The organism is Haloterrigena turkmenica DSM 5511, assembly GCF_000025325.1.
GTDB lineage: Archaea > Halobacteriota > Halobacteria > Halobacteriales > Natrialbaceae > Haloterrigena > Haloterrigena turkmenica.
The window spans coordinates 1,998,155-2,023,298 of sequence record NC_013743.1; the positions used below are offsets into that span (position 1 = coordinate 1,998,155).

25 protein-coding genes and 1 tRNA gene are annotated in these 25,144 nt (G+C 67.3%); 21 read left to right on the top strand and 5 right to left on the bottom strand.

From position 1 onward, the window contains the following. Positions 1–101 precede the first annotated feature (101 nt). Positions 102–1,526, bottom strand: a complete 1,425-nt coding sequence (locus tag HTUR_RS09475) for a zinc ribbon domain-containing protein (RefSeq protein ID WP_012943099.1) — start codon at positions 1,524–1,526, stop codon at positions 102–104. Next, the gene (locus HTUR_RS09480; RefSeq protein WP_012943100.1) at positions 1,526–2,704 is read right to left on the bottom strand and encodes a thiolase domain-containing protein; all 1,179 of its coding nucleotides are present in this window, start codon (positions 2,702–2,704) and stop codon (positions 1,526–1,528) included. Before HTUR_RS09480 ends, HTUR_RS09475 begins: the two co-directional genes overlap by 1 nt. Before the next feature lie 221 nt (positions 2,705–2,925). Here HTUR_RS09480 and HTUR_RS09485 point away from each other — a divergent pair, with 221 nt between their 5' ends. Beyond that, the gene (locus tag HTUR_RS09485; protein WP_012943101.1) at positions 2,926–3,930 is read left to right on the top strand and encodes a DHH family phosphoesterase; all 1,005 of its coding nucleotides are present in this window, start codon (positions 2,926–2,928) and stop codon (positions 3,928–3,930) included. A gap of 82 nt (positions 3,931–4,012) precedes the next feature. Here HTUR_RS09485 and HTUR_RS09490 read toward each other — a convergent pair whose 3' ends face one another. Continuing rightward, positions 4,013–4,573, bottom strand: coding sequence for an Hsp20/alpha crystallin family protein (locus HTUR_RS09490; RefSeq protein ID WP_049941870.1), 561 nt, complete (start codon positions 4,571–4,573; stop codon positions 4,013–4,015). Positions 4,574–4,721: 148 nt separating this feature from the next. Here HTUR_RS09490 and HTUR_RS09495 point away from each other — a divergent pair, with 148 nt between their 5' ends. The 11 genes from HTUR_RS09495 (at position 4,722) to HTUR_RS09545 (ending at position 14,606) form a co-directional block, all read left to right on the top strand. Next, on the top strand, positions 4,722–5,402 hold the full coding sequence (locus HTUR_RS09495; protein ID WP_012943103.1) for a type 1 glutamine amidotransferase domain-containing protein: 681 nt from the start codon (positions 4,722–4,724) through the stop codon (positions 5,400–5,402). A 77-nt stretch (positions 5,403–5,479) separates the two neighbouring features. Continuing rightward, positions 5,480–5,731 (top strand): hypothetical protein, encoded by a 252-nt coding sequence (locus tag HTUR_RS09500; RefSeq protein ID WP_012943104.1) that lies wholly within the window; start codon positions 5,480–5,482, stop codon positions 5,729–5,731. Positions 5,732–5,853: 122 nt separating this feature from the next. Further along, positions 5,854–6,669: a succinylglutamate desuccinylase/aspartoacylase family protein gene (locus tag HTUR_RS09505; RefSeq protein ID WP_012943105.1), complete on the top strand. Its 816-nt coding sequence runs from the start codon at positions 5,854–5,856 to the stop codon at positions 6,667–6,669. Next, positions 6,666–7,013 carry a hypothetical protein gene (locus HTUR_RS09510; protein WP_012943106.1) on the top strand — a complete coding sequence of 116 codons (348 nt, stop codon included), beginning with the start codon at positions 6,666–6,668 and terminating at the stop codon, positions 7,011–7,013. The genes HTUR_RS09505 and HTUR_RS09510 overlap by 4 nt, the downstream gene beginning before the upstream one ends. Positions 7,014–7,052: 39 nt before the next feature. Then, positions 7,053–7,262: a hypothetical protein gene (locus tag HTUR_RS09515; protein ID WP_012943107.1), complete on the top strand. Its 210-nt coding sequence runs from the start codon at positions 7,053–7,055 to the stop codon at positions 7,260–7,262. A 63-nt stretch (positions 7,263–7,325) separates the two neighbouring features. Then, complete coding sequence (locus HTUR_RS09520) at positions 7,326–7,778, top strand: RNA-binding protein (protein ID WP_012943108.1); 453 nt, start codon at positions 7,326–7,328, stop codon at positions 7,776–7,778. Between the two features lie 137 nt (positions 7,779–7,915). Further along, positions 7,916–8,617: a TetR/AcrR family transcriptional regulator gene (locus HTUR_RS09525; RefSeq protein WP_012943109.1), complete on the top strand. Its 702-nt coding sequence runs from the start codon at positions 7,916–7,918 to the stop codon at positions 8,615–8,617. Continuing rightward, entirely contained in the window at positions 8,618–10,078 is a 1,461-nt protein-coding gene (locus HTUR_RS09530; RefSeq protein ID WP_012943110.1) for an MATE family efflux transporter, read from the top strand. Between the two features lie 151 nt (positions 10,079–10,229). After that, positions 10,230–11,468 carry a cation:proton antiporter gene (locus HTUR_RS09535; RefSeq protein WP_012943111.1) on the top strand — a complete coding sequence of 413 codons (1,239 nt, stop codon included), beginning with the start codon at positions 10,230–10,232 and terminating at the stop codon, positions 11,466–11,468. Between the two features lie 150 nt (positions 11,469–11,618). Then, complete coding sequence (locus tag HTUR_RS09540) at positions 11,619–12,764, top strand: SPFH domain-containing protein (protein ID WP_012943112.1); 1,146 nt, start codon at positions 11,619–11,621, stop codon at positions 12,762–12,764. 78 nt (positions 12,765–12,842) lie between these two features. Beyond that, positions 12,843–14,606: a YcaO-like family protein gene (locus HTUR_RS09545; protein ID WP_012943113.1), complete on the top strand. Its 1,764-nt coding sequence runs from the start codon at positions 12,843–12,845 to the stop codon at positions 14,604–14,606. Positions 14,607–14,713: 107 nt separating this feature from the next. Here the strand turns inward: HTUR_RS09545 and HTUR_RS09550 are convergent, their stop codons facing one another. Next, a complete protein-coding gene (locus tag HTUR_RS09550; protein WP_049941675.1) occupies positions 14,714–15,250 on the bottom strand; it encodes a hypothetical protein in 537 nt (178 codons plus the stop codon). A 122-nt stretch (positions 15,251–15,372) separates the two neighbouring features. Between HTUR_RS09550 and HTUR_RS09555 the strand changes: the two genes are divergently transcribed. The 6 genes from HTUR_RS09555 to HTUR_RS09580 all read left to right on the top strand — a co-directional run bounded on the left by HTUR_RS09555 (position 15,373) and on the right by HTUR_RS09580 (position 21,235). Further along, positions 15,373–15,873, top strand: a complete 501-nt coding sequence (locus tag HTUR_RS09555; RefSeq protein WP_012943115.1) for a cupin domain-containing protein — start codon at positions 15,373–15,375, stop codon at positions 15,871–15,873. Between the two features lie 259 nt (positions 15,874–16,132). Continuing rightward, positions 16,133–16,648: a hypothetical protein gene (locus tag HTUR_RS09560; protein ID WP_049941676.1), complete on the top strand. Its 516-nt coding sequence runs from the start codon at positions 16,133–16,135 to the stop codon at positions 16,646–16,648. Continuing rightward, positions 16,641–18,221, top strand: a complete 1,581-nt coding sequence (locus HTUR_RS09565) for a sodium/proline symporter (protein ID WP_012943117.1) — start codon at positions 16,641–16,643, stop codon at positions 18,219–18,221. The genes HTUR_RS09560 and HTUR_RS09565 overlap by 8 nt, the downstream gene beginning before the upstream one ends. Continuing rightward, positions 18,218–18,751, top strand: a complete 534-nt coding sequence (locus tag HTUR_RS09570) for a hypothetical protein (protein WP_012943118.1) — start codon at positions 18,218–18,220, stop codon at positions 18,749–18,751. Before HTUR_RS09565 ends, HTUR_RS09570 begins: the two co-directional genes overlap by 4 nt. Before the next feature lie 89 nt (positions 18,752–18,840). After that, on the top strand, positions 18,841–19,452 hold the full coding sequence (gene cmk / locus HTUR_RS09575) for a (d)CMP kinase (protein WP_012943119.1): 612 nt from the start codon (positions 18,841–18,843) through the stop codon (positions 19,450–19,452). A 106-nt stretch (positions 19,453–19,558) separates the two neighbouring features. Beyond that, on the top strand, positions 19,559–21,235 hold the full coding sequence (locus HTUR_RS09580; RefSeq protein WP_012943120.1) for an AMP-binding protein: 1,677 nt from the start codon (positions 19,559–19,561) through the stop codon (positions 21,233–21,235). A 79-nt stretch (positions 21,236–21,314) separates the two neighbouring features. Here the strand turns inward: HTUR_RS09580 and guaB are convergent, their stop codons facing one another. Further along, the gene (gene guaB, locus HTUR_RS09585) at positions 21,315–22,817 is read right to left on the bottom strand and encodes an IMP dehydrogenase (RefSeq protein ID WP_012943121.1); all 1,503 of its coding nucleotides are present in this window, start codon (positions 22,815–22,817) and stop codon (positions 21,315–21,317) included. Between the two features lie 525 nt (positions 22,818–23,342). Between guaB and HTUR_RS09590 the strand changes: the two genes are divergently transcribed. The 3 genes from HTUR_RS09590 to HTUR_RS27925 all read left to right on the top strand — a co-directional run bounded on the left by HTUR_RS09590 (position 23,343) and on the right by HTUR_RS27925 (position 24,783). Next, complete coding sequence (locus tag HTUR_RS09590; protein ID WP_012943122.1) at positions 23,343–24,254, top strand: DUF5794 domain-containing protein; 912 nt, start codon at positions 23,343–23,345, stop codon at positions 24,252–24,254. A 52-nt stretch (positions 24,255–24,306) separates the two neighbouring features. Then, positions 24,307–24,481, top strand: a tRNA-Trp gene (locus HTUR_RS26685). Positions 24,482–24,540: 59 nt separating this feature from the next. Next, positions 24,541–24,783, top strand: coding sequence for a DUF7563 family protein (locus tag HTUR_RS27925; RefSeq protein WP_081443458.1), 243 nt, complete (start codon positions 24,541–24,543; stop codon positions 24,781–24,783). Positions 24,784–25,144: the final 361 nt, after the last annotated feature.

Sequence of the window (25,144 nt, forward strand, 5' to 3'; positions counted from 1 at the left end):
AATCACCCACGATAGGCCGTCTGACCGATTAAGTAGTCTGCTTGAGTCAGAACGCACCACGGATGAAGCCGCTTTTCGGCCGGTCGCGAACTGACGACGGCTCACTCCGCGGGTCGGACCTTGAACCCGTAGCGGGTCACGCCCTCCTGGGTGTAGACGCGGCGGATCGTCGTCTCGATCCGTTCGCCGACCGCGAACTCCTCGGGGGCCGCGTCGGTACCCATCGCGGAGATGCTCACCGACCCGGTTCCGGCCTCGTCTTCGAGCGCGACTATCGCCGCCGCGTAGTCGCCCGAACGGGCCTGCTGCTCGGCGAATTCCGGTGGGGCGCCGCCCTGGGAGATGGTCGTGATGGCCTCGACGGTTCCCGTGCCGGGCAGCTCGACCGGCTCGTACTCCACGAGCGACCCACAGTCGGTGCAGGCCCCTTCCGGTGGGAACGAGAGCGCGCCGCAGTCGGGACAGCGGCCGGCCTCGAGGCGGTAGCGCTGGGGAATCGAGCGCCGCCACGAGGGGACGCTGACGTAGGCGCCGCCGCCCGAGGGCGGGCCGGTCGTGACGACGCCGCGCTGGCGCAGGTACTCGGCGTAGGAGAGGGTGTCGCCGCCCTCGAGCGCCGTTTCCGCGGGAACCTCACCGCTTGACTCCACGACGAACGCGTCCGCGCCCGCGCCGCTACCGTGGGAGACCGCGAGAACGGAGTCAAAGCCGTCCTCGAGGGCAGTCGCCAGCGAGACGGGAACGCTCGCGGCGCCCAGATCACCCAGTTCGTGGACCGTCGCGGCGGCCTGGATCTCGTCGGTGCCGACGCTCGCCGCGCCGGCAGCTCGGTACGGAAGCTTGCCGTCGGGCGCCTGAATCGCGACGGCGTCGGGGTCGGGATCGGTCTCGAGGCCGTCGATGGCGCCGCCGACCGTCTCGGTGAACGCGGCGCGGTCGTACTGGGTGACGCCGAGCCCTCGCGTCTCGTCCTCGCCGGTGTTTCGGAACCTGGTTCCCGGGTAGGGCGTCGCGTACTCGGCGCGGTCGACGATCTCGGCGGGGCCGCCGGGCTCTACGACGAACGCGGCCGCACCCGCTCCGGCGGCGTGGCCGACCCCATCGTCGGGATCACCCTTCGGGGCGTCGGCCGCGACGACGAGGCCGGCGGTGGCGTCGGCGCCGATCGCGTCCATGCCGGCCCAGAGCGCACGCGTCCCGGCGCGCGTACTGCCGGTGAACAGCTGCCGGGTCGCGGACTCGTCGAGGGCGAGCATCGCGCCCAGCCGGGCCGTCAGGTCCTCCTCGGCCTCCGGCGGTCGCGAGGACGCGAAGGCGAGCCAGTCGACGCTCGAGGGGTCGACGGCGGCGGCCTCGAGCGCCCGCGTGGCGGCCTCGTAGCCCATCGTCAGCGCGTCCTCGTCGGCCGCGGGAACGGCCTTCTCGGTGATGCCGGCCGCGTGGAACTGGCCCCAGGCCTCCTCGAAGGCCTCGGCCGTGATGCGGAACCGCGGCGCGTAGGTGCCGACACCGGTGATCGCGGTCATCACGCGCTCACCTCCCGTTCTTTCTCAAATACGTGCACGACGGCCGCACCGCCGCTGCCGCCGACGTTATGCGTGAGTCCGCGTGTCGGGTCCTCGACCTGTCGCTCGCCGGCTTTTCCGGAGAGCTGTTTGAACGCCTCGACGACCTGCCCGGCGCCGGTCGCGCCGATCGGGTGGCCCTTGGACTTGAGCCCGCCGGAGGTGTTGACGGGGAGCTCGCCGCCGAGTTCGGTCGCGCCGGAGTCGATCAGCTCACCCGCCTCGCCGCGCTCGCAGAAGCCCAGATCCTCGTAGGCCAGCAGTTCGGCGATGGCGAAGCAGTCGTGCACTTCGGCGAAGTCGAGGTCGTCCGGCTCGACGCTGGCCATTTCGTAGGCCTGCTCGCCGGCCCGGCGGCTCGCGGGGACGCCGGTGTAGGTGTCGCGCTGGAAGAGCCCGACGTTGTCGCTGCCCGCGCCGACGCCGGCGATTCGGATCGGGTCCGACGTGTACTCCTCGACGACGTCTTCGCTGACGATCAGCGCGCACGCCGCGCCGTCGGAGGTCGGACAGCAGTGATAGAGGTTCAGCGGGTCCGCGACGACCGGGGCGGACTCGGCGTCCTCGAGCGAGCACTCGAACCCCAACTGGGCGTGGGGGTTCTTCGCGCCGTTCGAGTGGTTCTTGACGGCGACCCGCGAGAGCTGTTCGCGAGTAGTGCCGTACTGCTCCATATGGACGGAGGCCATCTGGGCGTAGACGCCGGAGAACGTCGTTCCGGAGAGGCGCTCCCACTCGGTCTCGCCGGAGACGCCGAGCCAGTACTTCGTCGCGTCGGAACTCGTGTCGGACATGACCTCGAAGCCGCCGGCCAGCACGACGTCGGCCATCCCCGACTTGACCGCCTGGACGGCCTGGCGGACGGCGAAGCCGCTGGCCGCGCAAGCGTTCTCGACGCGCGTACAGGGGACGCCGTCGAGGCCGACGTGTTCGGTGACCGCGGGCCCGGAGAGGCCGAGCTGTCGACCGCCGACCCCCAGGTGGCCGACGAAAGCCTCGTCGATCTCCTCGCCGTCGATCCCGTATGGTACGCTCTCCGTCGCCGTTTCGAACGCCGTCCGGAACAGGGACCGGTAGCTCTCCTCGGGGAATGCCCCGTAGTCCGACTGCCCCGCGCCGACGAGATACGCGTCTCGCATAGCCGTGAATGCGGTTTCCAACGTGAAATAAGTGCGCACCCGAGCCGAAAACTGTTAAGCAACGAGACGGGACGGCGTCGGCTTTGGGAACGCAGTGCCCTCGGTCGACAGTGTCCGCTCGAGGAGACTATCGGTCACGCCGAACCGAAACAGCCCGAAACCAGTCTCTCGCAGTGCGGGTCGACACGGGATTCAAGCGGCTCGCACCCGTATTCCGTTTCATGTCCCGCGCAGACGAACTCGTGGCCGTCCTCGAGACGGTGGAGTCGCTGGCGATCGTCTGCCACGACAACCCGGATCCGGACTGCCTGGCCAGCGCTCTGGCCCTCAAGGCGATCGCGATCGACCACGACGTCGAGGAGGTGACGATCGCCTACGGCGGCGAGATCTCCCACCAGCAGAATCGGGCGCTCGTCAACATGCTCGACATCTCTCTGCAGGCGCTCGAGGACACGGCCGTCGACGACTACGACTGCATCGGCTTCGTCGATCACTCCCAGCCGGGTGCCAACACCGAACTCCCGACGGAGATCGAGCCCGGGATCATCGTCGATCACCACCCCGGCGAGCCGGTCGGTGCGCCCTTCGAGGACGTCCGGACCAGGATCGGCGCGACCGCGACGATCTTCGTCGAGTACCTCTGCGATCTCGAGATCGAGTTGACGACGCGGCTCGCCTCGGCGCTGCTGTTCGCGCTCCACCGCGAACGGCTCGACTTCGTCCGCGAGCCGACCCGCCGGGAGTACGAGGCGGCGCTGGCGGTCTACCCGCACGCGGACTTAGAGACCCTCGAGCAACTCTACAGCAGCGCGTTCTCGCCGGGGACGCTCGACGCGATCGGAAAGGCGATCGCGAGCCGCGAGCGCCGGGGCTCCTCGCTGGTCGCGAGCGTCGCCAAGACGACCGAGACCGACGCCTTACCCCAGGCCGCGGACTACCTGCTGAACCTCGAGGGCGTCGACACGGTGCTCGTCTACGGGGTCGTCGGCGACTCGATCCGGTTGAGCGCGCGGTCGATCGATCCGCGGATCCACATCGGCGAGACGCTCCAGGCCGCCTTCGACGATCTCGGACAGGTCGGCGGTCACCACGACATGGCCGGCGGGCGGATCGAACTCGGCCTCTTCGCCGACGAGGCCGACGACACGGACGCGCTGCTCGAGTTCGTCGACGGTCGCCTCACGCGTCGGTTCTTCGACGCCCTGAACCTCGACGACGACCGGTGAGCGCGCGCCAGTCGATCCGCGCACACACCTGATGGCGCGGCCGGCGTGATCCGTCGGTGGGTGTCGGCTGTGGCATCGCTCGTCAGTCGATGTCGATCGTCCGCGTCTCGCCGTCCGACTCCAGTTTCGGGAGCCGAACCGTCAGGACGCCGTTGTTGACGGTCGCGGTCGCGGCATCGGTGTCGACGGGATCGGGAAGTCGAACCTGTCGGCTAAACGACTGCAGTTCGCGCTCGCGGCGAATGTAGGTTCCCTCGGGCTCGCTCGTCTCGTGTGTCTCGTCGCGCTCGGTCGTTTCGGGCTCGCCTTCGAGGTCGTGCTCGCTTCCTTCGAGGCCGCCGTGCTCGTCAACCCCGTCGCTCTCCTCGAACGTTTGCTGGCGTTCGCCGCTGATGGCGAGCGCGTCGTCGCGGAGTCGGATCTCGAGGTCGTCGCTCTCGTAGCCGGGGACGTCGACGGTGGCGACGAACTCGTCGCCGTGGTCGGTCAGGTCCAGCCGGATCCCCCCTCCGCTCATCGAGAGGTCGAGTCGACTACGGTCGTCGATCTCCGACTGCCAAGTCCGGGCGGCCGTCTCGAGCCGGCGGTTCAGTTGATCGAACAGTTCGTCGAGACCGTCGAACGGAGTAGGGCGATCGGACATGGTATAGTGTAACATACTACGCGGGTGGCGAAAAAGGCCACTCTCGTCGTCGCGGATTGTCACGCGAGCGGACGTATCGCGGCGAAACATTGCGGCAGAACCGAGGGGTGGGCTGGTCGTTTTTAGGCTCCGTCCCGTACGGAGGCGTGTGAGTTCTGCACTGTTCGTCGTCAGCGAAGAGGGGTATTGGGGAGAAGAATGCGTCGAGCCGCTCGAGTCGCTCTCGGAGGCGGGCTTCGAGATCACGGTCGCGACGCCCTCGGGGAAGCCGCCGTCGGTCGACGAACGCTCGATCGACCCCGATGAGGTCGGCGAGGAGACCGCCGAGCACGTTCGAGAGGTCCACGAGAACGACGAGCGACTGAACGATCCGATCCCGACGGCTCAGGCCGAGGCCGAGGGCTACGATGCGGTCGTCTTCCCCGGCGGCCACGGCACCGAGTGGGACGTCAATCAGGACAGCGACGCGCGACGCCTCCTCCGCGAGGCCGTCGCCGGCGACGACGGCAAGGCGCTGGTCGTCTGCCACGCCGTCGGCATCCTCGCGTTCGCCCGCGACCGACAGGGCGCGTTCATCGTCAACGGCCGCGACGTCACCGGCTTCCCCAACGAGTGGGAGGAGGGCATCGTCGACGAGAACGACCTGATGCCCAGCGGACGCAAGCTCCCCTACTGGGTCGAAGACGAGGTCAAGGCGGCCGGCGCCAACTGGGACGCCGAACTCGACGCGGACACCAGCGTCACCGTCGACGGCGACCTGCTGACCGCCCGCGGTCCCGGCTCCTCGAGCGCGGCGGCCGAGACGCTGCTCTCCGAACTCGGTGAGTAACGGCCCCACCGTACGCACCGACGACCCGATAGCGTCCGTCGATATCCGATTTCCACCCTCGGTCGGACGACTCTCGTGTGACCGTTCGCGGCTCGGGCCAGTCCGGATCGACCGCCGACCGAGCGAGTTATCCCCGCTGGTTCCCGAGCACGACTGTGGTCCCCGCTGAATCGAACCCGTCCGCAGAAGTCCGCTTAGAGAGCCGTAGCTACCGAATTACGGTCGACGACGGCCGCGAGTCGTTCTTCGCGCTCAGCATCGAAGACGCCGCCAACGAGGACGCGTGGCTCATGTCGGACACCGTCGTCGCCCTCGAGAACATGCGATAGTTCGACCGTGCCGTACTCGGCGGACGGTCGCATCGGGTCGCTCGAGTCCGTCCCACGTCGGTCGCGACGTCGCGCGTCGTCGATGGGAAAGCGCTTCAAGCGGGACGCCGTTTTCCGATCCGATGAATCGTCGGACCCTGCTGGCCACCGGCAGCGTTGTCGCCGGAATGGTTACCGCTGGCGTCGCGAGTCAGCCGTCGGGTAACGACCGGCTGCTCGCGGCCGCTCGAGCGCCGAGCGACGCGGGCGAGGCTGAGACGCACACGGAACGACTCCTTCCTGATACCGATCACGAGACGCCGCTGTACGAAATCGAGTCGCCGCGGGACGGTCCGACGGCGATGGTGTTCGGCGGCGTCCACGGCGACGAGCGAAGCGGGATCGCGGTCGCTCGCGAGGTCGTCGACTGGCGTCCCGACGCGGGCACGCTCGTCGTCGTCCCCGAAACGAACCGCGTCGCCGTCGAGAACGACGAGCGGGAGGGCCCCGACGGCGATCTGAACCGCCAGTTCCCGGCCGGGCAGGAGCCGACGAGCGAACTCGCACGCGGGATCTGGGACGCCGTCGAACGCCGCGAGCCGGACGTCGTCCTCGACCTCCACCGCTCGCTCGGCGTCTACGGACTTCACCGGGAGTACGTCGGGCAGGCGGTCTTTCACTCGCCGGACGCCCGCGGCGACGAACTCGCCGACGCGCTCGATACGGACGGCGTCCCTTGGTATCTCCCCTTCCACCGGTTCACGGCCCGGGAGACCGACCTCTCGAGTCCCCTGCTCTTTCAGAAGGCCGCCCGCGAACTCGAGTCGACGGCCTACCTCTTCGAGACGACTGAGTTCTTGCTCGACCGCGAGACGAGGGTCGAACTGACGCGGTTGGCAGCGGCACACGTCCTCGCGATGCACGGCCTGCTCGAGGTCGAGGCCGGAGGTGCCGAATGACGACCGAACGCGAGCGTCCGAGGGACGGTGCGAGTGCTGCGCTCGAGCGGTACCTGCCGGCGTCGCTCCGCCGGGCCGTCGCGAGCCCCGCGACGTTCGTCGCCTTCGCGGCGCTGGTCGTCCCCTTCGCCCTCGGTTGGCTCGAGACGCGGTTCTTCTCGCCGCTCGCGCTCCCAGGATATCTGCTCTACAGCGTCGGAACGGCGATCGGAAACGCCCTCGCGCCGCGCTTCGAGTTCTGGATCTACTGGGTGCCGTTCCTCGGCGCGAACTATGCGATCGCGGTCACCGTCGGGTACGGATACGAGCGGTGGCGCAACCGGGCGACGAACGCGAACGACTGAATCAGTCCCTTTTTACGCGACGGCGGGGAACCATCGGGTATGAGCTTCGAGGAAGACGATCGCGTCGTCCTGAACGACGAGCACAGCGAGTTCGACGGACAAACGGGCACCGTCAGCCAGACGATGGAGTCAATGTTCGGCGACGTCACCTACACCGTCAGCTTCGAGGACGGACAAGAGACCGGCGTCCCCGAGGACGACCTCGAGGCGGCCGACGAGGACGAGGACGCGGACGAAGACGAGGAATAACGACGCCCCCGATCGCGCGGTTCGGCGCGACCGGTTCACGGACACGAACGCGAACAGCTTCAGATGCCACAGATCCCGCTTCACTACGTCGACTTACGCACGTTCTGCTACGCCACCGAGGACGAGAAACGCGTCGAGGAGGCCCTGCGCACGTTTCTGCCCGACGGCGACGATGACGAACCGTTCGAGATCGAACGCGCCGAGAGCGAAGGCCACTACGGCGACCGCATCCTGGTCCTCTCGGCCCGCGTCGAGAAGGCCGACGACGTCCGCCACGTCCTCTCGCGGCTGGCCGACCTCGAGAGCTTCGACGACGTGATCGACGAACTCAACGAGCGGGTCACCGAGAACACCGAACTCTTCTTGCGACTCGACAAGCAGGCCGCCTTCGAAGGGGACGTCCGGCTCGGCGACGGGATCACCTTCCGCGGGAAGGTCGAGGCCTATCCCGCCAAGAAGGAGCAGGCCGTCGACAATGCCCGCGAGGTCCTCGAGCGACTGCGCGAGCAGGACTGATTCCGATTCTCGCCGCCGTCGAGCCGTGATCGCTCGTCGTCGGTGAGGCGATTTTGCCCCGTACGGCCGACCGTAGTCGTCCGGTTGCGAAGCCCTTTTGACTGGCCAGTCAGTAAGTTCGGGTAACACGATCTCGAATGTCCGACGATACCGTCGACGATCTCATGGAGGCGACGTACCGGGCGCTGTGCAAACACGGCTACGCGGAGTTGACGATGCAGGATATCGCCGCGGAGACGGACAAGAGCAAGGGCACCTTGCACTACCACTTCGACGGCAAGGCCGATCTCCTCGAGTCCTTTCTCGGCTTCCTGCTCGATCGGTTCGAGGACCGACTTGAGACGCTCGCCGGCGAGACGCCGGCCGAGCGGCTCCACGCGCTGTTCGACGAGTTGCTGACGGCGAGCGACGACGACGCCGAGGAGTTCCGGACGGCGATCCTCGAGATCAAGTCCCAGTCGCCGTACAACGAGGCCTACCGGGAGCGGTTGACCGAGTTCGACCGGACGATGCACGACCGAATCGCGGACTTCGTCGGGGACGGAATCGAAGCCGGACAGTTCCGCGAGGACGTCGATCCCGACGAGACCGCCGAGTTCCTCGTCACCGTCTTCCACGGCGCCCAGACGCGCGCGGCGGCCGTCGATCGGTCCCTCGAGCGGACCCGGCGGTACGTCCACGCGTACATCGACGACCTGCGGGTCGACGACTCGAGTCCGGACGGAGATGACGCGTCAGCGGCCGACGGGACGGCGGACGCCTCGTCGGCCGCCGAGACCAGCGCGACGGCGGAGGACGGCTCGGAGAACGCGGGCGGAGACGAGTCGGAGGGGGAATAGATGAGCCTCGCGGACCGCCTCTCGACCCTCTTTAAAGGCCGCGAGGAGTTCGACCTGACCGAGGGCGGGATCGCGCGGCCGCTGTTCTACCTCTCTTTGCCGATCATCGTCACGAACCTGTTGCAGACCGCCTACAACCTCATCGACACGTTCTGGCTCGGCCAGTACAGCACGGACGCGCTGGCGGCGATCAGTTTCGCGTTCCCATTGGTCTTCCTGTTGATCTCGGTCGGGATGGGGCTGTCGGTCGCCGGGAGCGTCCTCGTCGCCCAGCACATCGGTGCGGACGAAGAGAGCGAAGCGGAGTACGCCGCCTCCCAGACCGTCGCGCTGTCGCTGCTGGGTGCGACCCTCATCGGGGTCGTCGGGTTCGGCTTCGTCAGGGAACTCCTCGGGCTACTGGGCGCCTCACAGGCCGTGTTGCCGCTGGCGACCGACTACATGCGGGTCATCTCGCTCGGCATGCCCTTCATGTTCGGCTTCTTCGTCTTCATCGCGCTCATGCGGGGGTACGGTGACACGATCACGCCGATGCTCGTCATGTTCGGCTCGGTGTTGCTCAACGTCGTCATCGACCCGTTCCTGATCTTCGGCTGGGGGCCGTTCCCCGAACTCGGGATTCAGGGCGCGGCGATCGCGACCGTCTTCTCCCGGGGGCTCGCCCTCGTCGTCGGCCTCGCGATCATGTTTCGCGGCGCGAGGGGCGTCGAGATTCGACTACGGCAGATGCGCCCGGACCTCTCGTACGCGCGGAAACTCGTCGAGATCGGCATCCCGGCGTCCGTCGAGGGGATGGGCCGGGCGCTGTCGATCAACCTACTGCTGGTTATCGTCGCCTTCTTCCCGGACACGGTCGTCGCCGCCTACGGCGTCGGAACGCGGGTGTTCTCGGTCATCTTCCTGCCGGCGGTGGCGGTCGCCCGCGGCGTCGAGACGATGACCGGCCAGAACGTCGGCGCCGGCAAACCGGACCGCGCGGCCGACGCCGCCAACTTCGCGGCTCGAGTCATGTTCGTCGCGCTGGGCGCCCTCGGCGTCGTGGCGTGGCTCGGCGCGCGGCCGATTATCGCCGTGTTCACCACCGATCCCGAGGTCGTCGACATCGGGGCGACCTTCCTCCGGTACGTCGCGCCATCGTTCGGCTTCATCGGCGTGATGCGGGCGTACAACGGGAGCTTCCGTGGAACTGGCAAGACGCTCACGGCGGCAGCGATCGTCCTCGTGATCTACGCCGGCGTCCGACTGCCGATCGCGTACGGGCTCTCGACTGCGACGGCGATCGGCTACGAGGGCATCTGGATCGCCTTCGCCGTCTCGAACGCCGTCGGCGCCGCCCTCGCCTACGGCTGGTACCGACGGGGCACCTGGCGGGACGCCGACGTGCGCGATGCCGATGCCGACCCCGGGCCCGAAGGGATCGGCGACGAACTCGAGGTCGGGGAGACGAGTACCGATGACTGACGGTCGAACCCCCGTCAGTGAAGTGTCCGAGAGACGACGGATAGAACTGAGTGGTGTTGCTATGAGCCGCGAGGATCAGCGGATACGCCACCGTCTCAGCGGGCAGGCACAGGGACGTGGCCGTCTCGTCACCGGAGCGAGGTGGTGACCGATGGTCGAAGCCGTCCAGATCGACATCCTGAGCCTCCTGCTCGTTCTGACGGTCGCGTGGATCTTCGGCGCGGTCGCCGAGCGCTTCGGCTACCCGACGATGATGGGGGAGCTGTTCGCCGGCATCGTGTTCGGGCCGCCGCTGCTCGGGCTCTTACACCCATCGGAGCTGTTGACCGTCCTCGCCGAACTCGGCGTGTTCCTCCTGATGGTGTTCGTCGGGATGGAGGTCGACCTCCGGGAACTGTTCCGGCTCGGGCCGCAGTCGCTGCTGATCGCCTTCGGCGCCTTCGTCATCCCGTTCGGGCTCGGGTACGGCGCGGGGATCTGGCTCGACGTCTCCGTCGGCGCGGCCCTGTTCCTCGGGCTCGCGATGGCCGCCACGTCGCTGGCCACGAAGTCCCGGATCCTCGCGGACCTCGAGCTTCTGGACACGCGGATCGCGAACGTGTTGCTCGGCGGGGCGTTGGCCTCCGACGTGGGGGTGCTCGTCGCGTTCGCCGGCGTCGACAGCTACGTGACCGCGGGCGCGTTCGACGCGACCGAGATCGCCCTGATCCTCGCCAAGGCGCTCGGCTTCTTCGTGATCACGCTGGTGCTGGGCTACCGCTTCCTGCCCGTCGCGTGGCACCACATCGAACGCCAGCGCGAGCGGTACGGCTTCGTCGATCACACGACCGCGTTCACCTTCGCCTTGCTCGTCTCGCTGCTGTTCGCCTACCTGGCGACGCTCGCGGAACTGCACATGATCATCGGCGGCTTCATGGCCGGCATGTTCCTCCGGCAGGCCGACGTCGAGCCCTCGCTCTACGAGCACATGCACACGGTCATCTACGACCTCGCGATGGGACTGTTCGCGCCTATCTTCTTCGTGACGGTCGGGTTCGACATCACGTTCGGCGTGTTCTCCGACTCGCTGGGAATCCTCGTCGTCCTCGTCGCCATCGCCTTCCTCGGGAAGATCGTCGGCTCTTGGCTGTTCTCGCTGCCGACGTCGCTGACCTCGAGAGAGGGACTCGTCGTCGGCTTCGGGATGAACGGACGGGGGACCGTCGAGATAATCATCGCCACCGTCGCCCTCGAGGCCGGCGTCATCGACACCGAAATGTTCTCGATTCTGGTCTTCATCGCGATCTTCACCACCGCGCTCGTCCCCGTGACCGTCACCTGGGGCGTGCGCCTGCTCGAGCGGGCCGACGAACTCGTCTACGTCGACGCGGACGCCGCCTCGAGCGACTGATCGAACTCCGTTCTCGAGCGACCGATCGGTTCGAGACTCGTTCTCGAGTCGCTCTCGGTTCTCACGTGGGCGGTGTCGAATCGTCGCTCGAGGGCGCTGGTTTATTTCGTTTGGGCCAAGCGTTATTCGGTTCGGTACCGTATCTCATATATGACACCACTCCCGTTCGATCCCTTGCAAGTGGGTGCCGCAGACCCGCTCCTGTTCGTCGGCGCGCTGGTGCTCGTCGTCGTGATCGCCACCGTCTGGTCGATGGTCGAAATCGTCGACGCCTACGACAGGGGCGCGCTCACCGTCCTCGGCGAGTATCGCAAACTGCTCGAGCCCGGACTGAACATCGTCCCGCCGTTCGTCTCGCGGGTCTACGACTTCGACATGCGGACCCAGACGCTCGACGTGCCGAGTCAGGAGGCGATCACGCGCGACAACTCCCCGGTCACCGCCGACGCGGTCGTCTACATCCGGGTGATGGACGCCAAGCGCGCGTTCCTCGAGGTCGACGACTACGAGCGCGCCGTCTCGAACCTGGCCCAGACGACGCTGCGCGCCGTGATCGGCGACATGGAACTCGACGACACGCTCTCCCGCCGCGAGATGATCAACGAGCGGATCCGGCAGGAACTGGACGAACCCACCGACGAGTGGGGGATCCGCGTCGAAAGCGTCGAGGTCCGCGAGGTCACGCCCTCGAAGGGCGTCAAGGGCGCGATGGAGGAACAGACCTCCGCCGAGCGACGCCGCCGTGCGATGATCCTCGAGGCCCAGGGTGAACGCCGCAGCGCCGTCGAGAAGGCCGAGGGAGACAAGCAGTCGAACATCATCCGCGCCCAGGGTGAAAAACAGAGCCAGATTCTCGAGGCCCAGGGTGACGCGATCTCGACCGTCCTGCGTGCGAAGTCCGCCGAGTCGATGGGCGAACGCGCCGTCATCGAGAAGGGGATGGAGACGCTCGCCGAGATCGGCCAGGGCGAGTCGACGACGTTCGTCCTCCCGCAGGAACTGACCTCGCTGGTCGGCCGCTACGGCAAGCACCTCTCGGGGAGCGACGTCGAGGCCGACGGGGCGGACCTCGAGAGCCTCGAGTTCGACGCGGAGACCCGCGAACTGATCGGGCTGGACGATATCTCCGAGATGCTCGGCGAGATCGAGAACGTCGAGATGGACGTCGAGGCGATGGAACAGGAGGCCAAGGCGATCCAGGAGGGCGAGGACATGCCGGAGGCGGGCGGCGAGACGATCGACATCGCGGAGACGCGCCAGGAGACGGACGGCGACGGCGATTCCGACGACGACTGACACCGACGCCCTCGCGATACTCGCGACCGATCGCGACCGAGCGCGGCCCTTTTGATGCCGGCCTGTGAGTAATTCGGTATGAACGTACACGTCGTCGGTGACGATCCGGTCCGCGAAGCGGTCGTCACCGCGCTGGGAGACGTCGACGTCACCGTCGAAGACGCGACAGCCGACGACCTCGAGGACGCCCGCTTCGCGGTCGTCAGCGACGTGGCCGGCGCGGCCACGTTCCGGCGAGCGAACGCCGCCGCGCGCACCGGCGGCACGCCGTGGATCGCCGTCGAGGTCGGCGGCGTCGGCGGCCAGCCACTCGCCGGCGTCGACTCGGCCGTCTCGGGCTTCGCGCCCGCGACGGGCTGTTTCGACTGTCTCCACCAGCGCGTCGCCGCGAACCTCGAGGAGGGCGAGCGAAGCGACCGACCGCAGGCCGACCGCAGCACGGCCCGTCTCGCCGGCGCGCTCGCGGGCCGGGAGTGCGTCCGGGTCCTGTCGGGCGACGACCGGTCGGTGATCGGCCACGTCGTCGAACTGCCCCATGCGAGGCGGCGGGTCCTCCCCGTACCCGGCTGTGAGTGTCAGAACGAACCGCGGGATCGGACCCTCGAGCGGGACGACGACGCGCTCGCCCTCGATGCGGCCGTCGAGCACGCCGAGGAGACGATCGACGACCGCGTCGGGATCGTCAGGACCATCGGCGAGATCGAATCGTTCCCCGCGCCCTACTACCTCGCGACGACGACCGACACGCAGGGGTTCAGCGACGCGAGCGCGCCGACGCAGGCGGCCGGCGTCGCCGACGACTGGAACGCGGCGCTGATGAAAGCCGTCGGCGAGGGCCTCGAGCGCTACTGCGCCGGCGTCTACCGGGACAGCGAGTTCGTTCACGCAAGCGAGGACGACCTCGAGAACGCGGTGTCCCCGACGGATCTCGTGCGGCCGGACGACGCGCCCGCCTACGACGCGAGTGACGAGCACCGCTGGGTACCGGGCGAGAATCTCTCGACCGGCGACGACGTCCACCTGCCGGCCGCGGCGGTCCAGTTCCCTCAGCCCGGCGAGGCGCTCGTTCCCGGCATCACGACGGGACTCGGACTCGGCTCGTCGACCGTGGACGCCCTGCTGTCGGGCCTGACCGAGGTCATCGAGCGGGACGCGACGATGCTCGCGTGGTACTCGACGTTCGAGCCCCTCGGGCTGACCGTCGACGACGACGGCTTCGGCGTCCTCGAACGCCGCGCCCGCGGCGAGGGGCTGTCGGTGACACCGCTGTTGGTCACGCAGGACGTCGACGTCCCCATCGTCGCCGTCGCCGTCCACCGCGATCCGGACGCTCTCGAGGGGGCCGTCGAGCCGACCGCCGACGAGTGGCCGGCGTTCGCCGTCGGCTCCGCCGCGGACCTCGACGCCACGGCCGCTGCCCGGTCGGCCCTCGAGGAGGCGCTGCAGAACTGGATGGAGATCCGGAACCTCGGCCCCGAAGACGTTTCCGACGCTTCGGGCGCCATCGGGGAGTACGCGGCGTTCCCCGAGGCCGTTCGCGGGTTCGTCGACGTCGAGCGGACGGTTCCAGCCGAAAGCGTCGGTCCGGAGACCGCGCCAGAGGGACGGGCGGCACTGACGGAACTCCTCGAGCGGACGACCGACGCCGACCTGACGCCGTACGCGGCGCGGCTGACGACCCGAGACGTCGCGGAGACCGGCTTCGAGGCGGCCAGAGTCGTCGTCCCCGGCGCCCAACCGCTGTTCACCGGCGAACCGTTCTTCGGCGAGCGGGCGCGGACGGTTCCGGCGGACCTCGGCTTCGAACCGCGCCTCGAGCGCGCGTTCCATCCCTACCCCTGAGCGATCGGGGGAGCGGGTGAGTGCTCTGGGGCCGGTGTCCGGAGCGAGCGCTCGGGGATCGGCGTCCTCGTCGAGAGAATCAGTGTCGACGCGAGGCGTCGATCGAGTTACTCGTCGGCGCTGTCGGGGTCCGCATCGGTCTCGTTCCCGTTTGCCGTCTGGTTTTCGCTCGCATTGGATTCGGTTTCGGTTCCGTTCGCGGCCGTTTCGTTCCCGCTGGCAGCACCGTCCTCGCCGTCGACGATCTCAGTATCGCCGTCCTCGAACTCGAGTTCGACCACGAGATCGTCGTCGTAGAGCCGAATCATCACGAGATCGGTCTCCGGCGTCACCGACGCGGTCCTGACGGTCGTCACTGATTCGTTTTCGACCTTGGAGACCTGAAAACTCTGTTCCGTCTGGTCGAGGTGGGGCGCGCTGACGGTCTCCTCCGGCGTGACGGAGTAACTCTGCTCGTAGCTCTGGCGGCCCGACTCGCGTTCGCGCGACTCGAGGAGGATGTTCTGCGTCTCCTCGGCTTCGCTCTGGATCTCGACGGGGATGACGCCTTGGAGCCCGAAGTGCTCCTTGACGCCCTCGATACAGCCCGCGAGCCCTGCGAGGGCCGATGTCGCGGCGAATCCGAGTACCGTACGGCGGTTCACACTCGGTGCTCGGGAGCGGACGACCGTATGCGTTTCTCTTCGCGTACCGTCAGCGCTCTCCATGACTGTGCGTGGTACAGTATAGCGTGGCATTTTATGCCGTTTCGGGTGAATGTGCCGCTATGGAGAAGACCGCGATCGACGACGTCGAGATCGAACGCAATCCGATGGAGGTGCACTCCGTCAGACGGCCGATCTCGCAGGCGCTCGGCTTCACGGATTTCGCGATGAACTACTTCGAACTCGAGCCCGGCGAATCCTTCTCGGGCGGACTTCACACCCATCACGACCAGGAGGAAGTCTTCTACGTGCAGGCGGGCACGGTGACGTTCGACACGTGCTCGCCGGACGACGAGACGGACGCGCGGGAGGTCACCGTCGACGCCGGCGAGGTGATCCGCTTCGCGCCGGGAGAGTTCCAGCACGGCTACAACGATTCCGACGAAACGGTCGTCGGCTTCGCCTTCGGCGCACCCGACGCGAGACACGACTGGGACCAGCTCGAGTCGCTGCTCTACTGCCGGGAGTGCGAGGCCGAGGTCGGCCACGGCCTCGAGCTCACCGACGAGGGGACCTTTCGCATGACCTGTACCGAGTGCGGCCATTCGTTCGTCGCCGACTGATCGCCGGTCATCCGATCCGCCGGTAGTCGCCGCGCGCTTCTCGCAGCTCGAGGCGCTGGACTGGTTCTCGAGGGCGGCCTCGAGCCCGCTGTTGACATGTTAACGAGCACTTTCTCGGGAGTCTGTGATGCGATATTACGTATCACGGCAGTCGGTGGCGTACGACGGCATGTCGGGCGACGACGACCCGCTGTGGTGATAGCTATGGGCCGGGGCTCGGTCCCGGTAGGGTTGACCGCAACTACGGTGACACGGATCAATGGCACGAAATACCACGATGGCTGCGATCGGTGTGCTCTCGTTGGGTGCACTGGCAACGGCGAGTCTCGAGTTGTACAGGGCGTTCTCGGTCGTCGCGGCGGCGCTCATCCTCGCGGTGATCGCCTCGGCGACGATCGAGCGAGGGACCGGCGATCCCGATCTGGAGCCGTACACGGCGCTCATCGGCGCGCTGGCGGCCTTTTTCCTGATCGGGCTGGCCGGCATCTGGCTGACGTGGGAACCTGGGGTCGTCGAGTACAGCTACGTCCTCGGCGTCCCGGTTCCGACGCTGCTCTACTTCGCGTTCATCTGGCTGTTGCCGCTGACCGCGGCGATCTACTACTCGCTGCTCTTCGACCGGATCGCGGGCGAGGAGATCGTCGACGACATCATCGAGTCGGCTCGCGAACGCCAGCGCCGCGAGTCGTTCCCGCTGGCGCCGGAGCAACCGTCCCGGAGCGCCGAAGTGGCTGACGGCGGCGAAGTAGCGGACGGAGGTGAGGTCGATGAGTAGCCCGCTCGCGCCGCTGCCGCTTCAGGAGGGCGGGATTCCCGTCGCCGACGACCCCGTGATTCTGGGGTTCGGGGCGGCGTATCTCTTCATCGTCGTACTGATCGGCGTCTGGGGCTGGATGCAGACCGAGTCGACGAGCGACTTCCTGATCACGGGCAAGAGCGTCGGCACGTGGGTGCTCGCGATGACCGCCTTCTCGGTGATTCAGTCAGGGTTCGGCTTCGTCGGCGGCCCCGAACTGGTCTACGCGTACGGAACGACCGCGCTGTGGATCTTCTTCACCGCGCCGATCGGGTTCCTGCTGACGTGGATCGTCCTCGCCAAGCGGATGCGACTGCTCGCGGACGTCCGCAACGTGTTGACGCTGGCCGACGGGATGTACGTCCGCTACGAGAGCGACACCGTGCGGGGCCTGACCGGCCTCGCGGTCATCGTCGGCGTGATCGCCTACCTCGCGACGAACCTCGCGGCGCTGCAGTTCGTCATGCGCGCCATCTTCGGCGTCCCCGTCATCTGGGGGCTGCTCGGCGGCGCCCTCATCCTGCTGCTCTACAGCATGCTCGGGGGCATGATCGCCGGCGTCTGGACGGACTTCCTGCAGGCGCTGACGATGATCACGGGCGCCGTCTTCGTCTTCGCGTACGCGCTCTCGTTCGGCGGCGGGATGGAGAACATCTCGCGGAACCTCGCGAGCGCGGACCCGAACCTGATCTCGCCGTTCGGCGCGATGGGCGGCGCGACCACGGCCGTCCTCGTCGGCGTCGCGTGGTGGATCCTGTTCTCGGTCGGATCGGCCGGCCAGCCCCACCTGATCACGAAGTTCTACATGAGCCGCGACATGAATATCCTGAAGTGGGGCGCCCCGATCGCCGCCATCTCTTACGCGATTTCGAGCCTGATCGCCTTCTCCGCGGGCCTGTCGATGCGCGCCATGGTCGAGGCCGGCGAGATCGGGGAGACGTTCAGCGCCAGCGAGGTCGGGCCGGTGTTCGTCTTAGAGCAGACGCCGAGCGTCGTCGCGGGGCTGATCCTCGCGGCGCTGCTGGCGGCGATCATGTCGACCAGCGACTCCTTCCTCAACATCGGCGCGGCGGCCGCCTCGCGGGACATCCCGCGGGCGCTGGGTCGGCCGATCGAGGACGACAAGACGGAACTGCGCGTGACGCAGGTCGCGCTGGCCGGGTTGACGATCCTCTCGACAGGGGTCGTCTACTTCTCCGATACGCTCGTCGGTATCCTCGGAACGATCGGCTGGGGCTTCTTCGCCGCCGCGTTCGTCCCCATCGCCGTCTTCGGGCTGAACTGGAAGGGCGCGACCAAGGAGGGAGCGATCGTCGCTGTCCTCGGCGGTCTCGCCGTCAACATCGTATTCAGTGCGCTTCCGATGGCCCTCGAGGTCGCCGGCCTTCAGGGGATCGCAGACGCGATCATGACGTTCTACGTCTTCCCCGACGTGTTCCCCGTCGGGACGGTCGCGCTGCTGGTCGCTATCGTCCTGTTCGTCGGCTTCTCGCTGCTCACCCAGTCTCGACGGACCGTACCCAGCGATCTCCACGCCCTGCTCGAGCGATGACGGCCGATACATCCACCGACGCCGAGGCGAGGACGGACCGGAAATCCGATCCGGTACCTGAGACCGACGGTCGCGGCGAAACCGAACTCGCGCGGCTCACGCAGTGGCTTCGCCAGCGACCGAACTCGATCGAGCTGTGGGAGCTCGTGGTGACCGACGAACGCCTCGTCTGGTGTTTCGTCGGCGAGTCCTACCGCTCGATGCTGCTGCGGGCCGACATGGGGCAACGCGACCGCGCGCTCGTCGACGACAGCGGGCTCGAGGAACTGCTCGACCTCGACGAGGCGAACTTCGCGGTCCCCCTCGAGCGCCTCGAGTCGATTCGACTGACCGAGGGGACGCGGTTTCGCCGCGCTAGGCTCGAGATCGAGTGGGACGACCGGGCGGGCACGCGCTACGACGGCTCGGTGACGCTGGTCAGCACCAGCGATGCCGACTCCCAACGCGAACGGGTGGCCGCGCTGGCCGAGGAGCCGCGACTCGAGGGCGTCGCGGTCGGAGTCGAGTCGCCGCGCTGGTCGCTGTTCTGACCGGCGCTCGGCCCCGAGCGGTTCGGTGTCGTCCCACAACGAACGCGAGAGTCGCATTATTTTTCACCCTGAACCGAGAGCGGGCACACATGTCCACGGGAGCGACGACGACGGTCGAGATCGATACGACACTGTTTATCACCGTCTCCGGCCCGCCGGGCTGTGGCGCGACGACGCTCTGTGAGCGACTCGCCGACGCGATGGGCTGTCCGTACGTCTCGGGCGGGGAGGTCTTCCGCGAAATCGCCGAGGACCGGGACATGAGCCTGAACCAGTTGACGGCGAAGGCCGACGAGAACGACGAGATCGACCGCGCGATCGACCAGCGTCTCCAGCAGATCGCCGAGAAATGGGGGATGGCGAACAAACCGTTCATCCTCGAGTCCCGGCTGGCGGGCTGGCTGGCCGGTGAGCGCGCAGACCTGCGGATCTGGCTCGACGCACCCGAGGACGTCCGCTTAGCGCGCATCGAGGAGCGCGTCGAGACCGAGGCCGAGATGCGGGTTCGCGAGGTCAGCGAGGCCGGTCGCTATCAGTCGTACTACGATATCGATATCGACGACCGTGAGTTCTACGACCTCAATATCAACACGGCCCGGTGGGGGAAGGAGGGCGTCTTCAACCTCGTCCGCACCGCGCTCGAGGAGTACGACCCCGACGTCGACGAGGGCGCGTTCTCGACACCAAACCTGAACCCGTAGCGATTTTCAGTCGTTTTCGTTGAGTCGTGATCGAGTGGTCCGTGTAGCCAGCGGACCCGATACTGGCGACAGTTCTTTCTTGTCGTGTGTGGGCAGCTAGCACGACATGGCGTACACCGTCACGCTCGAGGGCGAGACGTACGACGCGGCGTCCGAATCGTTCGCGTGGGACGTGCCGGACGAGTTCAACGCGGCCGCGGATCTGGTCGGGAAACACGACGACGGCGAGCGGGTCGCGCTGTATCAGGTCGACGACGACGGGGGTCACGAGGAGTACACGTTCGACGATCTCGACGAGCGGTCGAACGCCGTCGCGACCGCGCTCGCGTCTCGCGGTCTCGAGCGCGAGGACCGAGTCGCGGTCGTCGTCCCGCAAAAGCCCGCGAACGTCCTGACGCATCTGGCCGCCTGGAAACTGGGCGCGATCTCGCTGCCGCTATCGGTGCTGTTCGGCGACGACGCGCTCCGCTATCGGCTGACCGACAGCGAGGCCCGCGTCGCCGTCGTCGACGCGAGCCAATGGGAGACGATGCGTGAGGTCGCGCCCGACTGTCCCGCCCTCGAGTACGTGTTCGTCGTCGACGACGGAGAATCAGTCGACGGAGACGCGGACGAGGCGGCGCTCGAGGACGTAACCGTCGAACGATTCGACGAAGCCATCGACTGGGACGAGACGGCGTTCGACCGCGCCGACACCGACGTCGACACGCCCGCGATCGTCATGTACACCAGCGGAAGCACCGGCGAACCGAAGGGCGTGCTCCACACCCACGGCGTCTGGCTCGGCCACTGTCCCGCGTTCCAGATGTACTTCGAGCGCGACGTCCGCGACGGCGTCTACTGGACGCCCGCCGACTGGGCCTGGATCGGCGCACTCGGCGACCTCGTCTTCCCCGCCTGGCACTACGGGCAGCCGGTCGTCGGCTACCCGATGGGCTCGTTCGATCCCGAGCAGGCCTACGAACTCATGGCCGAGTTCGACGTGACGAACGCGTTCGTCCCGCCGACCGCGATCCGGATGCTCATGAACGTAGCGGACCCGACCGACCGGTACGACCTCTCGCTCGAGGCGATCTGTTCGGGCGGCGAACCCCTGACTCGGGAGATCCTCGAGTGGGCCGACGAGGAACTCGCCGGCGTGGTCGTCAACGAACTCTACGGCCAGACGGAGGCGAACCTGCTCGTGACGAACTGCCGGGAGTGGTTCCCCGCGAAGCCGGGCAGCATGGGGCAGCCGGTGCCGGGCCACGACGTCGCCGTCCTCGATCCGGAGACGGGCGAGCGGGTCGAATCGGGTGAGATCGGCGAGATCGCGGTCCGCCGCGGCGACGATCCCGTGATTTTCGAGGAGTACTGGAACGCCCCGGAGAAGACGGAGGCGGTGACGCTTAAGGACGGGCCGGACGGGACCGTCTGGCACCTGACCGGCGATCTGGCCAAACGTGATGAGGACGGCTACTGCTGGTTCACCTCGCGGGACGACGACCTCATCATCACGAGCGGTTACCGGGTCGCGCCGCGGGAGGTCGAGGAAACGATCCTCGCACACGACGCCGTCGAACAGGTCGGCGTCGTCGGCGTCCCCGACGAGACCCGCGGGGAGATCATCAAGGCGGTCGTCCAGCCGGTCTCGGGGGAGACGGGGTCGGACGAACTGCGAAGCGAGATTCGCAATCGCGTCCGCGAGAAGCTAGCCGAGTACGAGTATCCGCGCGAAATCGAGTTCGTCGACGAACTGCCGACCACGACGACCGGCAAAATCCGGCGAACGGAACTGGTCTGAGTCGGCGAGCGGGCGGCGTCGGATAGCGCTCGAGGACGTGTGGCCTCGAGCGACCGGGCGCTACTCGAGACAGACGGCGTTACTCGCTGTCGGGCGAGTAGTTGGGTGCCTCGTCGGTGATGACGACGTCGTGGGCGTGGCTCTCGGCCTGACCGGCCGAGGAGACGCGGACGAACTCGCTACGCTGCTTGAACTCGGGAATCGTTTCCGCACCGACATAGCCCATGCCCGACTGCATTCCGCCGGCGAGCTGGTGGAGTTCGGACTTGAGCGTGCCCTTGTACGGCGTCGCGGCCTCGACACCCTCGGGGACGTACTCGTCTTCCTCGTCGGGTTCGTCCTTCAGATAGCGGTCGCTGTCGCCGGACTTCATCGCGCCGACCGATCCCATGCCGCGGTACTGCTTGTACTTCTTGCCGTTCATCGTGACCACGCGGCCGGGCGCCTCGTCGGTGCCGGCGAAGTAGGAACCGAGCATGACCGCGTCCGCGCCGGCGGCGACCGCCTTGATCGCGTCGCCGGAGTACCGGATGCCGCCGTCGGCGATCACGGGGACGTCGTTCTGGCTCGCGACGTCGGCTACCTGGGAGACCGCCGTGATCTGGGGCATGCCGGCGCCGGAGACGACGCGGGTCGTACAGATCGAGCCCGGGCCGATACCGACCTTGAGTCCGTCCGCGAAGTCGACGAGGTCCTCGGCCGCCTCTCGAGTGCCGATGTTGCCGACGACGACGTCCGCATCGACGGACTCCTTGATTTCGCGAGCGCCCTCGACGACGTTCATGTTGTGGGCGTGTGCGGTGTCGATGAAGAGGATGTCCGCGCCAGCCTCGTCGGCGGCCTCGGCTCGGTTCTGCTCGAACGGACTGACGGCGACGCCGCAGCGGAGGCGACCGTCCTCGTCGCGGACGGCCTCCTGGTACTCGCGGCGCTGGAGGATGCCCTGCATCGTGACGAGTCCGACCAGGAGGTTCTCGTCGTCGACGACCGGGACGCGCTCGATCTTGTGCTCGTACATCAGGTCGAACGCGTCGCGGGCGTCGATGTCCTCGTGGGCCGTGATGACCTCGTCGGTCATCGCTTCGGTCACGGGGTCGTCCTCGTTGACCTCGAGGTGGGGCCGGATGTCCGTACTCGAGATGATCCCTAGAACTTCGCCGTTAGTGTTGACGACCGGCGCGCCGCCGACGCCCTGGCGGGCCATCCGTTCGTCGACTTCCCGAACCGTCATCTCGGGATCGGCGGTGACGACCTCGTCGAGAGGGATGATGAGTTCGTCGGCGCTCTTGACGCGCTCGATCTCCTCGACCATCTCGTCGATGTTCATGTTCCGGTGGAGCACGCCGAGACCGCCGTGGCGGGCCATCGCGATGGCCATGCCGCTCTCGGTGACGGTGTCCATCGCGGCCGAGAGGATCGGGACCGACACCTCCACGTTCTTCGAGACGCGCGAGGTGAGGTCGGCGTCGTCGGGTTCGACGCGGCTTTCCTTCGGCCGAAGGAGTACGTCATCGAACGTCAGCGCCTCTGGTACGTCCAGTTTTGCAGAATAGGGCTCGTGCTCAGGAATGTCGTTCGCCATGTAAATCGTCCGGCCCCGTCGCGGAAAAACGTTGCGAGTTAGCGTCGGATGAGAAGGGGTACCGGGGCTCTCGAGGGCGGACGCGGTCGACGCGGTCGATTACGGGCTGGTGCGGTTCCAGCTTGCCCGTCGCTCGGTAGCCGACCGCACTCGAGGTGAGGTCGGTCATCCGAACGGCGACCGAAGGTCGTCACCCCGGTCCGCAACGATGTACATCTTCGCCCGCATCTGGTTTCCAGTGTCCGGAATACGGCGGGTTGTGGGACCATGTCCCACACAACGTTTATTGAGAGTCCAGTCATCCATTCGGGTATGATCGCTGTGAGTTTCAGTGCACCCCGAACCGCTGGTCGGACGAGCGTCGAGAGCGACGCCGCCAAATTCCAGTTCGGGAACTTTACACAGAAACTCACAGCGCGAGGCCGCGGTCCGAACCCCACGAATTGGTGGCTCGCCCACCAGTCCGTCCGGGATCGTCCACCCTATTACCCACCGGCCTCGGGTCATGGCCACCAGCCCTGACCGATGAGTACGTCACGACACCCGGTCGCACTCAGTCTCGAGCGCATCATCGGCGGTGACGCGAAGCTGTTGGCGCTGGTGATGATGCTGCCGCTGATCGACGGCGTCTTCCCGGCACTGATCCTCGCGGGCGCCCTGAACGACCCGCTGGGGGCCGTTCAGGTCGGCCTGCTGATCTTCGGCGGCAGCGCCACCGTTGCGGTGATCCTCGCTGAGATGTCCGGCACGCCCCGCGAACAGGCGGCGATCGTCCTGCTGGTCGGCATCCCGCTGATACTGCTGTCGGCCGTCCAAGCGGCGCTGGCGCCGTCGTTCGAGAGCCTGATCGACATCGTCATCTTCGAACGCTTCGCCGCGCTGGTCATCGCCGCCATCGCGGCCAAGACCGCCAGCGCGACGATCGGCGAGTACCTTCCCAACCCGATCGTCATCATCGGGCTGGGCCTGGTCGCCAGCGTCGACCCCAGCGGGGCCACGTTCACCGTGATGAACGACCCCGCGCTCGTCGCGAACGCGACCCTCGCGGCGGCCATCGGCGTCGCCTTCGCGCTGACGATCGCGCTCGGCGCGCCGTACCTGCGCGGCTGCATGGATATCGACCGCTTCCGCTTCGGTAGCGCGGTCGCGCTCGGCCTGCTCCCGCTGTCCCTGCTCGGGATGGCCTTCGGACAGGCTCCACTGGCCGCCCTGATAGTCGCCGCCATCTTCGCGATCGATTTGCCGCTCGAGCGCGACTCGAGCGACGCGGCGGATGACGGTCCCGCGATGGCCGTCGATCCGGTCGCCGACGGCGGTGACGCCGACGAGGGCGTGGAACTGGACGTCGAACCGGTCGAGGAGCCCGACGACGCCGACGCGGGAACGTATCCGGGTGACGATACGACGGACACCGAAGGGCGCGCCCCGTGGCTGTAGGACGGTTCGGAATCGAAACCACTTTAGGCGGGATGGCCCAACTGGAGAGCGAGGGGTCGTGGCCAAGCCCGGCATGGCGACTGACTCCAGAGGCAACGCGCCCGGGACGAAACTCCAGACTGATATACTGATCGGGCACCTGATCAGTGTCCGTGTGATGACCCTCTGGAGTTCCGAGGCGCACCGGAGATATCAGTCGATCGGGGGTTCAAATCCCTCCGACCCCATCTGAAATAAAAACCGAAGAGCGACTTCTCTCGGATTCTCGATACACTCCGAACACGGGGTGGTCGGCGTGACGGTCGCACCGTGGCCGTCGGCCGGCAGCGAGTCGGTATGCGAACACTGCGGAGCGTACGTCTCGGATCAATTCTGCCGCGTCTACGGCGATAACAGCGACCGCGTTCACCGCTGTCCCGAGTGCGATACCTACTGTCGGTTGACCCGTGGGTCCGCTGCTGGGATCGACGTCGCGATTCCAGACCCGGAGACGTCACCTGGTCGCCACGGAGGTGAGGCCGATGTCTGAGGCGTTCGTCCCCGCGAGCGAACGCTACGACGTCGGGAGTCGGACGCTCATCGCCCATTCGGCTCATCAAGCGACCGATGCCGAGGTTCGCCGCGCGCTCGAGCAGTTAGAGACTTGGGCTGGATTCTCAATCCGTGCGAATACAGCTTGCATGCGGGGGGATCGATGACGGTCGCCGAGAACCGCGAGCGCGGCCACAACGTCGAGACCGCCGCCTGTGATCGCTGGCCTCTCGAGCGGGTCGCCGATGATCGCGCCGAGTGGTACGACCTCGAGTTCGTCGCGGACGTCGTCGATGAGCTGGCCGGGACGATCGCGACGGTCGGCGACGTCGTCGAAGCGAAGTCCTGTTACGCGACCT

Coding starts and splice junctions, on each gene's coding strand:
- HTUR_RS09475 (WP_012943099.1), bottom strand. CDS start 1,526: ATGACCGCGATCACCGGTGTCGGCACCTACGCGCCGCGGTTCCGCATC.
- HTUR_RS09480 (WP_012943100.1), bottom strand. CDS start 2,704: ATGCGAGACGCGTATCTCGTCGGCGCGGGGCAGTCGGACTACGGGGCA.
- HTUR_RS09485 (WP_012943101.1), top strand. CDS start 2,926: ATGTCCCGCGCAGACGAACTCGTGGCCGTCCTCGAGACGGTGGAGTCG.
- HTUR_RS09490 (WP_049941870.1), bottom strand. CDS start 4,573: ATGTCCGATCGCCCTACTCCGTTCGACGGTCTCGACGAACTGTTCGAT.
- HTUR_RS09505 (WP_012943105.1), top strand. CDS start 5,854: ATGAATCGTCGGACCCTGCTGGCCACCGGCAGCGTTGTCGCCGGAATG.
- HTUR_RS09510 (WP_012943106.1), top strand. CDS start 6,666: ATGACGACCGAACGCGAGCGTCCGAGGGACGGTGCGAGTGCTGCGCTC.
- HTUR_RS09515 (WP_012943107.1), top strand. CDS start 7,053: ATGAGCTTCGAGGAAGACGATCGCGTCGTCCTGAACGACGAGCACAGC.
- HTUR_RS09520 (WP_012943108.1), top strand. CDS start 7,326: ATGCCACAGATCCCGCTTCACTACGTCGACTTACGCACGTTCTGCTAC.
- HTUR_RS09525 (WP_012943109.1), top strand. CDS start 7,916: ATGTCCGACGATACCGTCGACGATCTCATGGAGGCGACGTACCGGGCG.
- HTUR_RS09530 (WP_012943110.1), top strand. CDS start 8,618: ATGAGCCTCGCGGACCGCCTCTCGACCCTCTTTAAAGGCCGCGAGGAG.
- HTUR_RS09535 (WP_012943111.1), top strand. CDS start 10,230: ATGGTCGAAGCCGTCCAGATCGACATCCTGAGCCTCCTGCTCGTTCTG.
- HTUR_RS09540 (WP_012943112.1), top strand. CDS start 11,619: ATGACACCACTCCCGTTCGATCCCTTGCAAGTGGGTGCCGCAGACCCG.
- HTUR_RS09545 (WP_012943113.1), top strand. CDS start 12,843: ATGAACGTACACGTCGTCGGTGACGATCCGGTCCGCGAAGCGGTCGTC.
- HTUR_RS09555 (WP_012943115.1), top strand. CDS start 15,373: ATGGAGAAGACCGCGATCGACGACGTCGAGATCGAACGCAATCCGATG.
- HTUR_RS09560 (WP_049941676.1), top strand. CDS start 16,133: ATGGCACGAAATACCACGATGGCTGCGATCGGTGTGCTCTCGTTGGGT.
- HTUR_RS09565 (WP_012943117.1), top strand. CDS start 16,641: ATGAGTAGCCCGCTCGCGCCGCTGCCGCTTCAGGAGGGCGGGATTCCC.
- HTUR_RS09570 (WP_012943118.1), top strand. CDS start 18,218: ATGACGGCCGATACATCCACCGACGCCGAGGCGAGGACGGACCGGAAA.
- cmk (WP_012943119.1), top strand. CDS start 18,841: ATGTCCACGGGAGCGACGACGACGGTCGAGATCGATACGACACTGTTT.
- HTUR_RS09580 (WP_012943120.1), top strand. CDS start 19,559: ATGGCGTACACCGTCACGCTCGAGGGCGAGACGTACGACGCGGCGTCC.
- guaB (WP_012943121.1), bottom strand. CDS start 22,817: ATGGCGAACGACATTCCTGAGCACGAGCCCTATTCTGCAAAACTGGAC.
- HTUR_RS09590 (WP_012943122.1), top strand. CDS start 23,343: ATGAGTACGTCACGACACCCGGTCGCACTCAGTCTCGAGCGCATCATC.